General features: G+C 59.8%; 12 protein-coding genes. 4 read left to right on the top strand and 8 right to left on the bottom strand.

Going from position 1 to position 12,919, the window contains the following annotated elements; all coding sequences use genetic code 11:
• Positions 1-65: 65 nt before the first annotated feature.
• Positions 66-488 (top strand): Holliday junction resolvase RuvX, encoded by a 423-nt coding sequence (gene ruvX / locus OC537_RS01865; protein ID WP_025326196.1) that lies wholly within the window; start codon positions 66-68, stop codon positions 486-488.
• 30 nt (positions 489-518) lie between these two features.
• Here ruvX and yidZ read toward each other — a convergent pair whose 3' ends face one another.
• The 4 genes from yidZ to OC537_RS01845 all read right to left on the bottom strand — a co-directional run bounded on the left by yidZ (position 519) and on the right by OC537_RS01845 (position 5,845).
• Entirely contained in the window at positions 519-1,538 is a 1,020-nt protein-coding gene (gene yidZ, locus OC537_RS01860) for an HTH-type transcriptional regulator YidZ (RefSeq protein ID WP_262110542.1), read from the bottom strand.
• Between the two features lie 18 nt (positions 1,539-1,556).
• On the bottom strand, positions 1,557-2,726 hold the full coding sequence (locus OC537_RS01855; RefSeq protein WP_262108843.1) for an MdtL family multidrug efflux MFS transporter: 1,170 nt from the start codon (positions 2,724-2,726) through the stop codon (positions 1,557-1,559).
• Positions 2,727-2,999: 273 nt separating this feature from the next.
• Positions 3,000-4,157, bottom strand: coding sequence for an FOX/MOX family class C beta-lactamase (gene ampC, locus OC537_RS01850; protein ID WP_262110540.1), 1,158 nt, complete (start codon positions 4,155-4,157; stop codon positions 3,000-3,002).
• 248 nt (positions 4,158-4,405) lie between these two features.
• Entirely contained in the window at positions 4,406-5,845 is a 1,440-nt protein-coding gene (locus tag OC537_RS01845) for an alanine/glycine:cation symporter family protein (RefSeq protein WP_106887516.1), read from the bottom strand.
• A 724-nt stretch (positions 5,846-6,569) separates the two neighbouring features.
• Here OC537_RS01845 and tal point away from each other — a divergent pair.
• A complete protein-coding gene (tal, locus tag OC537_RS01840; RefSeq protein ID WP_139745836.1) occupies positions 6,570-7,520 on the top strand; it encodes a transaldolase in 951 nt (316 codons plus the stop codon).
• Between the two features lie 193 nt (positions 7,521-7,713).
• Entirely contained in the window at positions 7,714-7,893 is a 180-nt protein-coding gene (locus tag OC537_RS01835) for a DUF3545 family protein (RefSeq protein ID WP_043762059.1), read from the top strand.
• Between the two features lie 98 nt (positions 7,894-7,991).
• On the opposite strand, the gene OC537_RS01830 is transcribed toward OC537_RS01835, so the two are convergent.
• Both OC537_RS01830 and ung read right to left on the bottom strand, forming a co-directional pair.
• Positions 7,992-8,540, bottom strand: coding sequence for a hemerythrin domain-containing protein (locus OC537_RS01830; RefSeq protein ID WP_106887518.1), 549 nt, complete (start codon positions 8,538-8,540; stop codon positions 7,992-7,994).
• A 165-nt stretch (positions 8,541-8,705) separates the two neighbouring features.
• The gene (gene ung / locus OC537_RS01825) at positions 8,706-9,392 is read right to left on the bottom strand and encodes a uracil-DNA glycosylase (RefSeq protein WP_262108832.1); all 687 of its coding nucleotides are present in this window, start codon (positions 9,390-9,392) and stop codon (positions 8,706-8,708) included.
• A 597-nt stretch (positions 9,393-9,989) separates the two neighbouring features.
• Here ung and grcA point away from each other — a divergent pair.
• Positions 9,990-10,370 carry an autonomous glycyl radical cofactor GrcA gene (gene grcA, locus OC537_RS01820; protein ID WP_025326187.1) on the top strand — a complete coding sequence of 127 codons (381 nt, stop codon included), beginning with the start codon at positions 9,990-9,992 and terminating at the stop codon, positions 10,368-10,370.
• 106 nt (positions 10,371-10,476) lie between these two features.
• Here grcA and OC537_RS01815 read toward each other — a convergent pair whose 3' ends face one another.
• Positions 10,477-11,760, bottom strand: a complete 1,284-nt coding sequence (locus OC537_RS01815) for a dicarboxylate/amino acid:cation symporter (protein WP_111910312.1) — start codon at positions 11,758-11,760, stop codon at positions 10,477-10,479.
• A gap of 304 nt (positions 11,761-12,064) precedes the next feature.
• The gene (kdsA, locus tag OC537_RS01810) at positions 12,065-12,919 is read right to left on the bottom strand and encodes a 3-deoxy-8-phosphooctulonate synthase (RefSeq protein ID WP_106887521.1); all 855 of its coding nucleotides are present in this window, start codon (positions 12,917-12,919) and stop codon (positions 12,065-12,067) included.

Raw genomic sequence — 12,919 nt, 5'->3', positions numbered from 1 at the left:
CCTTCGGGAGAGGGCTAGGGTGAGGGGATACGACATCTTTTTATTCATCTATTTCGAGGACATCCATGTCATCACGCAGCATCATGGGCTTTGACTACGGCACCAAGAGCATAGGCGTCGCCATCGGCCAGGAGCTCACGGGCACGGCCCAACCCCTTCGTTCCCTCAAGGCCAACGACGGCATTCCCAATTGGGACGAGATTGAAAAGTTGCTCAAGGAGTGGCAGCCGGATCTGCTTATTGTCGGCCTGCCGCTGAACATGGATGGCACCGATCAGGAGATCACGGTGCGGGCCCGCAAGTTCGGCAACCGCCTCCATGGCCGCTTCGGCAAGCCGGTGGAGTTCAAGGACGAGCGGCTCACCACCACGGATGCCCGCGCCCGCCTGTTCGAGCGCGGCGGCTACAAGGCGCTCGACAAGGGCAGCGTGGATGGGGTCTCCGCCCAGCTTATCGTCGAAGCCTGGATGGAAGAGCAATACGGTTGAGCCAGGGGGGCCAGCCATTGGCCCCCTGCATCAGGCATCTCCCGCCGGTGCCAGCGCCGCCTCTCCCCCGCCCCATGGGAACAGGGCAAGTCCCTCCGCCGCCAGGCCATAGAGTCGTTTCGTCTCATTGCGCAGCCACATCACCTTGGCATCCTGGTTATGGCGCTTGTGCCACAGCAGGATGAAGGCTATCTCAAGTTGCTTGTAGAGTGATTCGGGGAGCGGCAGAGGCATGGCGATCAGGTTGTCGTGGTGTCTGGCGGCATAACCAGCGCAATAGGACGGCGCCACCGCGATCAGCTCATGGCTCGACTGGGAGGCGATGTGCAGGGCCTGCTCGAAACTCGCCACCATGATGGGCACCTCCCGCCTCTGCCCCTCGTCCTCCAGCAGATCGTCCAGCGCCCAGCTGTCGCTGGCCTCCCACACCACGCTTACCTGGGGACAGGCCAGGAAGTTCTCCAGGGACCAGGTTTGCTGGAGCAGGGGGTGATCTTTACGCAGGAACACCACGGGCCTGTCGCTGAACAGCACCTCGTGATCGATGTAATAGGGCAGCCGGTTGACCCTGGCCTGGGAGCGACCGTGGGTCTCCCGGGCACAGAAGCCAAGATCCGCATCCCCGTTGACTATGTCGTTGAGGGAGTGGTGATCCCACCCCAGCATCCTGACCAGAGAGTGGGGATACTTCTGGTAGATGGTCATGGGCAGCTCGCTCAGGAAGCTGGTGCAGAAGGGGGACTCCATCACCAGGCTGAAGCGGGCCCCCTCGGGGATCGCCTCGCTATTGAGGGAGGTGATGCTGTCTGTCAGCAGGAACCAGGCCTTGAGCTCCTCTTCCAGGGTTAGGGAGAGCTGGGTCGGCTGCAACCCCTGTCGCACCCGCACAAAGAGAGGATCGTCAAACCAGTCCCGCAGCTTGGCGAGCGCCTTGCTCACCGCCGAGGGGGTGACACAGAGCTTCTTGGCCGCCCCCGCCACGCTGCGCTCCTGCATCAGGTGCTTGAAGACCACCAGCAGGTTCAAATCCAGTTCACCCAGGTTGCGCATATCCCCTCTCATCTCCCGTTATCCCCGCGACCGCGCTTCGCGCAGCGCGAGCCATGGTAACAGCCCTTTGACGGCCAGGTAACTGAGCAGGGTCAACAGCAGGGCACAGATCAGCATCCCGGATGGGGCCACGCCAAGCTGGCCCAGCAGCCAGATATAGAGGCCGGAGAGGCTGATCTGCATGATGCAGAGCAGGGCGCTGGCGAATGCCGCATGGTGCTGACACTCCGCCAGCGCCTCCCCCATCGCCACCCCGAAGCCGCAGGAGAAGCCGATGCAGACCAGGGCAAAGCCCGGCAGCAGCAAGCGTATATTGCCCCCCCACTGCCAGCTGCCGAGCAGAAGGCAGGCCGCCAGCAGGTAGGCCAGATGGGAGAACGCCAGCACCCTGTCCTTGCCCAGCCAGCGCAGCAGCAGCGGCGTCAGGAAGGAAGTGGACATGCTCACTCCGGCCATCACCATCATCACCAGGGAGTACTGCTCAGTGGTGAAGCCAAGCCCCTGCATCAGGATCAGCGGCGAGACGCTGACATAGACCAGGATGGCGGTCACGCTGGCGCTGGTCAGAAGCGAGTGCAGCATGAAGCGCGGGGAGCCCAGCAGGGCAAGGGGTCGGGGTGCGCCACTCTGCTGGCGGGCCGGGCGAGTCTCCCTGAGCAGCAGCAGGTTGACCAGGCCGCTGACGACCGCCACCAGCGCCATCGCCACGAAGATCCCGCGCCAATCAAAATGCGACAGGATGAGATAACCCAGCACGGGTGCCAGCACAGGGATGACACAGATCACCCCGTTGATCATGGAGAGCGCCATCGCCAGCCGCGCCTGGCTCAGCACATCCCGCAGCACGGTAAAGGTCATGATATAGAGCGCCCCCGCCCCGACCCCCTGCCAGAAGCGGCCGAAATAGAACTGGCTGATCCCCGCCGCATTGGCCGCCACCAGGGAGGCGAGGACAAAAATCAGGGAGCCCCCCAGTACCACCCAGCGCCGCCCATGGCGATCGGCAATGATCCCCCCCAGCAGCACAGTGGCCGCCATGCCGAACAGGTAGATGGAGAAGGCGGTGTGGATCTGCGCCTCGCTCGCCTGCAGGGCATCGGCAATCTGGGGCACGGCCACCAGATAGAGATCGATCCCGACCGGGTAGAGGATGATCATCAGGAAAGTGCACAGCAGGAAAATGCCCATGGATGCTCCATTGCGAAAGGCCCGCCCACGCAGACCATGCTAACCAGCGTCGATGGCCTGAGCATGGGGGACAGGTTGAATATGGGCAGCACTATAGGAGGGGCGCCCGCTCGCACCTAGTGACGAGATGGCGATCAGTAGATTCCAATTTGGAAATCGAATTGTCAGTGGTGAGCCATTCTGACCATTCAGTGAAGCGTAACCGCGCCGGCGGTACCAAAAAGTACGCCGGGCAATCCCGGCGTACTCACCTCAATCAACGGGGCCGAGCTGTCACTCCGTCAGCTTGCTCAGAATGGCGTGGGCCGCCTTGACGCGGGCGTCATTAGGATAGTTCCGATTGGCCAGCATGACGATGCCGACGCCCTTGGTGGGCACGAAGGCCACATAGGCACCGAAGCCGTTGGTCGCGCCTGTCTTGTTGTAGAGCCGCGCCTCCCCCGTCTTCTGGGACCCGGCAACGGGGCTGACCGGATTGGCATTGTAAGTCACCGCCGGGGAGTTGCCCGCCAGCAGCGCCGCTTCACTGACGGGATAGGGGTAGCTCTCCCAGCCGAGCCCCTGGGTCATGGTTCCCACCGAGTAGAAACCGGTGTGGGTCATGGCGATCGCCTGCTGCAGCGGCTCGTCGCCACCACCTGCCATGTTGGCACCGACGAAGGTCAGCAGATCCGCCGAGCTGGTCTTGATGCCATAGGCCTCGTCCGCCAGTACCCCCTGGTTGACCCGGATGGGCTTGTCCTCTTTCGAGTAGCCATAGGCGTAGTTCCCCATGGCAGCGGCGGGCACTTTGAGATAGGTGTGGGCCAGGCCGAGCCCGGGCAGCAGGGTCTGGCTCATCAGCTGCTCAAAGGGTTGCCCCAGGCTATGGGCCGCCAGGTGGCCGAACAGGCCGATGCTGGGGTTGGAGTACTGGCGATGGGTGCCCGCCGGGTAGGCTGGCGTCCACTGGCGATAGTAGGCGCGCATCTTGTCGGTGGAGTCCACTTCGTCGGGGAATTGCAGCGGCAGGCCCCCTGCGCTGTAGGTGGCGAGTTCGGCCATGGTGATGCCGTCGAAGGCGGAGCCTTTGAGCCAGGGGGCGTGCTGGCTCACCTTGTCATCGGGCTGGAAGCCGCCCTTGACCACGGCGTAGGCCCCAATCGTTGCCGTAAGAGTCTTGCTGACCGAGCCAATCTCGAACAGGGTCTGCTCGCTCACGGGGGCTCCGCTCTCCCGGTTTGCCACCCCGTAGTTGAAGTAGTGGGCCTTGCCATCCTTCAGCACGGCCACCGCCATGCCCGGGATCCTGTACTCCTTGAGCACGGGCCGGATGCTGGCATCCACCAGGGGGCGCAGGGGATCGCCCTGGGTGTCCGCAGCGGCCTGAGTCAGGCCAGCCCACAGCAGGGTGCCCGCCGTCAGCAATGTCATCCGCACCTGTTGTTGCATGGTCATTCTATCCTCTCGGTTGCTTGGGATCGCCGCACCAGCGACGAGCTATGGGGCCAGCATAACGGGCCAAGGTGTGCTGGATGTGAAGTGGCGTGAAGTGTCGTCGCTGTTGCCAAGGAGGCATTCAGCCCGCCCCCTGTGAGCCCAGTCATCCCATGCCACAGCCCCGGGCGGGCATGGGCCCATATAGAAGAGGGGAGCCCATGGCTCCCCTCTTTCATTATCCGACCGGATCAACCCAGGACTCAGGCCTGCTTGCTCTTGGGCGGGTTGTCCCAGATCCCCGCTTCCAGCTGGCTGCGGATCTCCGGGTACTTGTTGGCGTCGAAGGTGGGGACGCGACCCAGCTTGAGCTGATCGTTGTAGTCCTTGGCCAGCTTGATGGCGACCCCCGAGAGCAGCAGTATGGCGATCAGGTTGACGATGGCCATCATCCCCATGGACACATCCGCCAGGGCCCACACTGTCGGCAGCTCACCCACGGAACCGAACATCACCATGCCCAGCACGAACATCCGGAACAGCATCAGGCCGCCCTTGTGGTTGTGCTCCAGGAACACCAGGTTGGTCTCGGCGTAGGAGTAGTTCGCCACTATGGAGGTGAAGGCGAAGAAGAAGATGGCCGCCGCGATGAAGATGTTGCCACCGCCACCGACCTGGGAGGAGAGCGCACGCTGGGTCAGCTCGACCCCGGTTACGCCGGAGCCCGGCTCGAACTGGCCGGACATCAGTATGATGGCGGCAGTACAGGTACAGATGACTATGGTGTCGAGGAAGACCCCCAGCATCTGCACATAGCCCTGGGACGCCGGGTGCGGCGGATAGGGGGTCGCGGTCGCGGCGGCGTTCGGGGCAGAGCCCATACCGGCTTCGTTGGAGAAGAGGCCGCGCTTGATGCCGTTGATCATCGCCTGGGAGATGGCGTAACCCATGGCGCCGGAACCCGCCTGCTCGATGCCGAAGGCCGACTTGATGATGAGAACAAAGACCCCGGGCAGCTCGCTGATGTTCATGGCCACCACGAACAGCGCCATCAAGATGTAGGCCAGTGCCATGAAGGGCACCACCAGCTCGGCGAAGCGGGCTATGCCGCGGATGCCGCCGAAGATGATGAGACCGGACAGCACCACCAGTGCCAGGCCGCTGACCCAGTCAGGGATGCCGAAGGCGACGTTCATGGCCAGGCTGATGGAGTTGGCCTGCACCGCATTGAACACCAGACCGAATGCCAGCAGCAGACAGAGGGAGAAGACCACCCCCATCCAGCGCATGCCGAGACCACGCTCCATGTAGTAGGCGGGACCGCCACGGTAGTTGCCGTCTTCGTCCTTGACCTTGTAGAGCTGGGCCAGGGTACTCTCGACGAAGGCGGTGGCCATGCCGATGAAGGCGATCAGCCACATCCAGAAGATGGCGCCAGGGCCCCCCAGATAGATGGCGACGGCCACGCCGGCCAGGTTGCCGGTGCCCACACGGGCGGCCAGGCTGGTACACAGGGCCTGGAAGGAGGAGATGCCGGCACTGTCGGATTTGCGGCTATTGCGCAGTACCGAGAACATGTGGCCGAAGTGACGGATCTGGATAAACCCCAGGCGGAAGGTAAAGAAGAGTCCGACCCCGATCAGCAGGTAAATGAGCACGGCTCCCCACATCAGGTCGTTAATCATTGCAATCAAGGTGTCCATAATTCTCTCGTTGTTATCACATCCATGGTCAGTCTGCGCTGACCGCTCTCTGTCAATTTCCGAATTAGCATTGCGCCGAAGGGGCGGAATCTAGCATAGGGAGGGAATTCAGAATAGTGATTAGGCTCACTGGAAAGACAAAAAACGAGCGATTTGATGCAAAAAAGCTTCATTTAGCACGCAAATAATCAACAAAACTTGATGTGCGATTCTACAGTTGATAAATAAGACCCGAAAGGGGCTCATTTGTCGATATTCCCATGACGGTAAAAACAGATGCCTTCACCGGCGGTGGTAAGGCAAGCGTTTGCCTCTGATGTCGCCCAGCCAGGGGCTTGTCACGCCAAACGTTTTACACGTAATTAAATTTCAAGTAGCTGACAAGAGTATTTGTGTGACCCACTGCACAAAATGAAGAATCAACTAAAAAAGTTGCTTTTGTGCCGGTCGCAGGGCGTTGCCAAAAAATCAGTAAAAGTCGTTTTTTATCAGACACTTTCCGCCTGTCGCTCCCCCCTCTCCCACCACCTGGGTGATTCACGTACAAGGCTCCCTATTGCAGGAAGCGCCACATCCGTATTAATTAGGCAGGCAGTGGCGATGGGCCACCCCCATCGTGCTTTTCTGAGCCTGAGTCGCCGGGATTTTGTAATTTTATTTCAGAACGGCCGTCTCACGCCCGCAACCCCTGGGATTGCTCCCTCATATAGAGATGATATTTGCTATGGCCGATAAATTAACCCAGCTGAAAGCCCTGACCACGGTAGTTGCCGACACCGGCGACATCGAAGCCATCAAGCGCTACCAGCCCATCGATGCCACCACCAACCCCTCCCTGGTGTTGAAGGCATCCGAGATCCCCGAGTACGCGGCGCTGATCGAAGACGCCATCAACTGGGCCAAGTCCCAGAGCCAGGACAAGGCACAGCAAATCATCGACGCGGGCGACAAGCTGGCGGTCAACATAGGTCTGGAAGTACTGAAAATCGTCCCGGGCCGCATCTCCACCGAGGTGGATGCCCGTCTCTCCTTCGACACCGACGCCAGCATCGCCAAGGCCCGCAAGCTGATCCGCCTCTACAACGAAGCCGGCATCACCAACGATCGCATCCTGATCAAGCTGGCCTCCACCTGGGAAGGCATCCGTGCCGCCGAAGTCCTGGAGAAAGAGGGCATCCAGTGCAACCTGACCCTGCTGTTCTCCTTCGCCCAGGCCCGTGCCTGTGCCGAAGCCGGCGCCTTCCTGATCTCCCCGTTCGTGGGCCGCATCCTCGACTGGTACAAGGCCAAGCACAACCGTGACTACACCGCGAGCGAAGATCCGGGCGTGGTCTCAGTCACCGCCATCTACGACTACTACAAGCAGCACGACTACCAGACAGTGGTGATGGGTGCGAGCTTCCGCAACACCGGCGAGATCCTGGAGCTGGCCGGTTGCGATCGCCTGACCATAGGCCCTGCCCTGCTGGAAGAGCTGAGCAAGACCGAAGGCGCCGTGGTGCGCAAGCTGAACTACACCGGCGAGCGCAAGGCAAAACCGACCCCCATGACAGAAGCACAGTTCCGCTGGGAGCTGAACCAGGACGCCATGGCGGTCGAGAAGCTGGCCGAAGGCATTCGCATGTTCGCCGTCGATCAGGGCAAGCTGGAAACCATGCTGGCCAGCCGTCTGTAAAAGACGGGCCGAGGCCATCTCGGCCAACTCCCTCCACAGGAGGTGTTGCGCCGATAAAACCGGGCTCCCGCAAGGGCAGCCCGGTTTTTTTTATCCACCTTCCCGATTGTCACAACTTGGTCATAAAAACGTTTTATTTTCAAATGCGTCGTGTTATACGAATGGTGAAAACCATAAAACCAAGGAGGGAGCCATGGACATGTTCAACTTCGATTTTGACGAGGTCGTTGAGCTGGGTTCACGTAGCCGCGGGACAACGGGAAAGAAACGTAAATGGCGTGAGATAGAGGCGCTTAAAGACAAGCACCGCCTGCAAAAGGAGCTGCAAGCCATCGACATCGCCTACGAAGGTTCGGACGAACTGGAGCTGTAGTGTCACCGGCGTCGCCCGTGGCGGCACAGACCCACTGACACAGTAAAACAAAACGCCCCGGCCAAGCCGGGGCGTCGTTTTTTGGCCCGCCTGCCATTTCAGGATGAGGGGGGCAACGAGAGCTGCTTGGCCAGCGCCTGGAAGTGCTGGCTCACCTCGGCCCCGAACAGGGGATCATTGATGGCCCTGTTCTGCCAGAGCTGCTCGAGCTGACGCCAGTCATCTTCGGTCAGGGAATCACGCAGATGAGGGAAGATCACCCCCTCCTCGTAGTTCATGTGGGCCTCCTGCTGCTCGATGAACTGCTCCAGCTTGGCGGTGAACTGCTCAAGCGGAATGACGGCGTCCATCAGTATCATCTCCACCATCTCCTTGAGTTCGGTGCCGGCCACCAGCAGGCGGGCGTGCTCCTCATGCAGCCGGTTGGCGACCTCCCCCTCCACCACCCTGTATTTCAGGTAGTAGTCATAGATCATGTCTTCCTTGGGGTGATGGAACTTGTCGGAGACCTCCCGCAAGTAGTCCACCACGTCCCGGAGCAGGAAATAGCTCACCGGCTGCTCATTGCGGATGGCTGCCAGCTTGTGCTTGAGCAGCGTCAGCAGCCTGGCGATGTTGAGGTGGTCCTTATGGAGACTGGATAACATGAGCACTCCTTGCGCTGAATTGAAAAAGAGACTGTCTCGAGTATACGGTCATTTTTTACCCGAACTTTGCACTCAATCAAGTCAGCTGCAGACAATCCCCGCCCCGGCGACGCAAGCGACCTGACAACTTTGGGCGCCCTTGCCTGCCCAGAGGCGGGAAGAGGGTCAGGCCGGCACCGGCTGGTGATGGCAGACCGAGAGCCAGTCGATGGGGCTCATCCCCTGCTGCACCAGCAGGCGGTTTGCCTCCGAGAAGTGACCACAGCCGATGAAGCCGCGGTGAGCGGACAATGGGCTGGGATGGGGAGCCGTCAGCACATGGTGACGCGACCGGTCGATGAAGCGTCCCTTCTTCTGAGCATGGGCTCCCCACAGCAGGAAGACCACCCCCTGACAGTGGGAGTTGATCCGCTCTATGACCCTGTCGGTGAAGGTCTCCCAGCCCAGGTGGGCATGGGAGTGGGCCATGCCCGCCTGCACCGTCAGCACCGTATTGAGCAGCAGCACCCCCTGGGTGGCCCAGGACTCCAGGAAACCGTGGCTGGGGGTGACGAAGCCCGGCAGATCCCGCTGCATCTCCTTGTAGATGTTGACCAGGGAGGGAGGCGTGCGTACCCCGGGCAGCACGGAGAAGCAGAGGCCGTGGGCCTGGCTCGGCCCGTGGTAGGGGTCTTGCCCCAGGATCACCACCTTGACCTGATCCAGCTCGGTCAGCTTGAAGGCATTGAACACCTCGGTGGCCGGGGGGTAAATCACCTTGCCCGCTTCCCGCTCCTCCCTGACGGTCGCCAGGGTTGCCTTGAAATAGTCCTGCTCTTTCTCAGAACCGATCACATCCTTCCAGGTCAGCACGCCAGTCTCCTCTCTCTGTGAATCCGCTACCTCTGGCACCCCAATATCCTCGATGAATGCCGCAAGGGGCTCAGGATAGGGGGCCGGGCAGCAAGACGCAACCGCGACTCGGCTCTGGGGGATGGCCACCCCTGCGCCCCTGTGTCCGCCAAAACCCTGGCCCCCTGCCTATCGGGATGATGGTCGATGGCCGCAGCCATCAGCGCCTTGGCGGCCGCGCACCTGGCCACCCAGCGAGGTCCTGCCCTGATCTTGTAAGACGCCCGACCCTGACCTTATAAAGAGAATAACGGCTAAAGATGTAGTTAAATTACTAGATATACCCAATAAAAAATGCATAATTCATATATCTTACAAAATCATAAAAATGATCTATTTTTGATTAATCTCAATGAATTAATCCCTTTCCTCGCGCGCAAAATGTGCTTTTATTGATTTAGATCAATTTTCGTATTATTACCATCGTGGTATATATGACCCCAACGAAGTAAAGGTGTAAGGCAAGGCCCCGTTAAATCATCCCGTCATCAAGGTGGTTTAAAAACATCAGGGTAATGTGCTTACCGTTGAATCCGCTTTCCTATGAGGAGTCATACCATGATCAAGGGCATCCAAATCACCCAGTCCGCCAACGCCGCACTGCTGAACTCTTTCTGGCTGCTGGATGAAGAGAAGCAGCAGGCTCGCTGCATCTGCGCCAAGGGCGACAGCTTCGTCGCCGATCAGGAAGTCGCACTGTCCGATCTGGGCCAGTTCGAATACCGTGAACTGCCGGTCCAGACCGAACCCGTGGTCGAGGGTGGTCAACACCTGAACGTCAACGTGCTGCGCCGCGAGACCCTGGAAGACGCCATCGCCAATCCGGAGAAATACCCGCAGCTGACCATCCGCGTGTCTGGCTACGCAGTGCGTTTCAACGCCCTGACCCCGGAACAGCAGCGTGATGTGGTCACCCGCACCTTCACCCAGAGCCTGTAATTCCCTCTGCGGTCATCTGCACCATGAAAAACGGCCCACTCGGGCCGTTTTTTTATGGGCAAGCCACAGTGCCTGCCCATCTCTCCTTGCAGACCGCGCCTGCCGGCTATCCGTGCTGGTCGACCTTCTGCACGGCGACCGGGTTGGCAAGCACCTCGTTCATCTTCTGCTCGTCGAGCTGATCGCAATAACGCGCCACCACCAGAGTCGCCACGCCGTTGCCAATGAGGTTGGTCAGGGCCCGCGCCTCCGACATGAAGCGATCTATCCCCAGGATCAGCGCCAGCCCGGCGAGTGGCAGGTGCCCCACCGCCGAGATGGTGGCCGCCAGCACGATGAAGCCGCTGCCGGTGACCCCGGCGGCCCCCTTGGAGGAGATGAGCAACACCACCAGCAGGGTGAGCTGCTGGAACAGATCCAGCGGCGTATTGGTCGCCTGGGCGATGAAGACGGCCGCCATGGTCAGGTAGATGGAGGTACCATCCAGGTTGAAGGAGTAACCGGTCGGGATCACCAGGCCCACCACCGACTTCTTGCAGCCGAGCGCCTCCATCTTCACCAGCATGCGCGGCAATACGGATTCGGAAGAGGAGGTGCCTAGCACGATCAGCAGCTCTTCCCGGATGTAGGAAATAAAGCGCACTATGCTGAAGCCATTTGCCCTGGCAATGCTGCCCAGCACCATGAAGATGAATAGCAGGCAGGTCACATAGAAGCAGGCAATTAACTGACCGAGCTGGACCAGAGAGCCGATCCCATATTTCCCTATGGTAAAGGCCATGGCACCAAAGGCGCCAACCGGTGCCAATTTCATGATCATGTTGATGATGCCGAAAATAACCTGGGAGAAGCTGTCGATCATATTGAAGACTAATTTCCCCTTCTCGCCGATATGGTGCAGGGAGAAGCCAAACAGCACCGCAAACAGCAACACCTGAAGAATGTTGCCGCTGGCAAAGGCGCCGATCACGCTGCCCGGGATCACGTCAAGCAGGAAGGCGATGATGCCCTGCGACTTGGCTTGCTCGGCATAGGCCGAGATGGAGCTGGCATCCAGCGTGGCGGGATCCACGTTCATGCCGACCCCGGGTTGCAGCAGGTTCACCACGCACAGCCCGATGACCAGGGCTATGGTGCTCACCACTTCAAAGTAGAGCAGCGCTATGGCACCGGTTTTCCCCACCGCCTTCATGCTCTCCATGCCGGCGATGCCGGTCACTACGGTGCAGAAAATAACGGGGGCAATGATCATCTTGATTAATTTCACGAAGCCATCACCCAATGGCTTCATATCAGCCCCGAGGTCGGGATAGACATGTCCCAGAAATACCCCCAGGGTGATCGCAAGCAGCACCTGGAAATAAAGGCTGCTGAATACTTTCTTGTGCATGATTAACGTCCTGTTAATTAATTGACATCTCATATGGCAGAAATAGGCATGCAGGGAGCCGTCACGAGAAAATATCCTTCTCTCGCCGGCGTCATGCTATTTCATCATCGCAACGGCGCCACTTTCACACGTTATAAGAAGCAATTAAGAGACATTAATCACACAACATATTTAACATCATTAACACCACGGCAACCGAGATATAGTTGGTCAACGATGTATTTGAGACCCTATTGAAAACTCTCCGAATAAAAAAATGCCCCGCATGGCGGGGCACCTGGCATCACTAAAGCGCCGTGCTGGATCAGGCGGAGGTATCCAGTGGCTCGAAGCCCTTGATGAGATCGTCGATGGCCTTCATCTGCTTGAGGAAGCCTTCCAGCTTGTCCAGCGGCAGGGCACTCGGGCCGTCGCAACGGGCCACTTTCGGGTCCGGGTGGGATTCGATAAACAGACCCGCCAAGCCGACCGCCATGCCGGCACGGGCCAGCTCGGTCACCTGATCCCGACGACCACCGGAGGCGGCCCCCAGGGGATCGCGACACTGCAATGAATGGGTCACGTCGAAGATGACGGGGTAGCCGCCGGTGCTCTTCTTCATTACGCCCAGGCCCAGCATGTCCACCACCAGGTTGTCGTAACCGAAGTTGGCACCGCGCTCGCACAGGATCAGGCGATCGTTGCCGCACTCCTCGAACTTGTCGGTGATGTTCTTCATCTGGCTCGGGCTCAGGAACTGCGGCTTCTTGATGTTGATGACGTTGCCGGTGCGGGCCATGGCCTCCACCAGATCGGTCTGGCGCGCCAGGAAGGCGGGCAGCTGGATGACATCCACTACCTCGGCAACCGGCTTGGCCTGATGCACTTCATGCAGATCGGAGATGACCGGCATGCCGAAGGTCGCCTTGAGCTCCTGGAAGATCTTCATCCCCTCTTCCAGGCCCGGGCCGCGGTAGGAGTGGATGGAGGAGCGGTTCGCCTTGTCCCAGCTCGCCTTGAACACGAATGGTATGCCCAGCTTGCTGGTCACTTCCACGTACTTCTCGCACACCGCCATCGCCATGTCGCGGGATTCCAGCACGTTCATGCCGCCAAACAGCACGAAGGGCTTGTCGTTGGCGACGTCGATCGCGTTGATCTTGATATTCTTCTGTTCCAT

Source organism: Aeromonas sp. Marseille-Q5825 (assembly GCF_946892685.1).
Classification (GTDB): domain Bacteria; phylum Pseudomonadota; class Gammaproteobacteria; order Enterobacterales; family Aeromonadaceae; genus Aeromonas; species Aeromonas rivipollensis.
The sequence above is the reverse complement of the archived record's forward strand: the minus strand, read 5'-3'. Positions and strand labels throughout refer to the sequence as shown.

Coding starts and splice junctions, on each gene's coding strand:
- ruvX (WP_025326196.1), top strand. CDS start 66: ATGTCATCACGCAGCATCATGGGCTTTGACTACGGCACCAAGAGCATA.
- yidZ (WP_262110542.1), bottom strand. CDS start 1,538: ATGCGCAACCTGGGTGAACTGGATTTGAACCTGCTGGTGGTCTTCAAG.
- OC537_RS01855 (WP_262108843.1), bottom strand. CDS start 2,726: ATGGGCATTTTCCTGCTGTGCACTTTCCTGATGATCATCCTCTACCCG.
- ampC (WP_262110540.1), bottom strand. CDS start 4,157: ATGCAACAACAGGTGCGGATGACATTGCTGACGGCGGGCACCCTGCTG.
- OC537_RS01845 (WP_106887516.1), bottom strand. CDS start 5,845: ATGGACACCTTGATTGCAATGATTAACGACCTGATGTGGGGAGCCGTG.
- tal (WP_139745836.1), top strand. CDS start 6,570: ATGGCCGATAAATTAACCCAGCTGAAAGCCCTGACCACGGTAGTTGCC.
- OC537_RS01835 (WP_043762059.1), top strand. CDS start 7,714: ATGGACATGTTCAACTTCGATTTTGACGAGGTCGTTGAGCTGGGTTCA.
- OC537_RS01830 (WP_106887518.1), bottom strand. CDS start 8,540: ATGTTATCCAGTCTCCATAAGGACCACCTCAACATCGCCAGGCTGCTG.
- grcA (WP_025326187.1), top strand. CDS start 9,990: ATGATCAAGGGCATCCAAATCACCCAGTCCGCCAACGCCGCACTGCTG.
- OC537_RS01815 (WP_111910312.1), bottom strand. CDS start 11,760: ATGCACAAGAAAGTATTCAGCAGCCTTTATTTCCAGGTGCTGCTTGCG.
- kdsA (WP_106887521.1), bottom strand. CDS start 12,919: ATGGAACAGAAGAATATCAAGATCAACGCGATCGACGTCGCCAACGAC.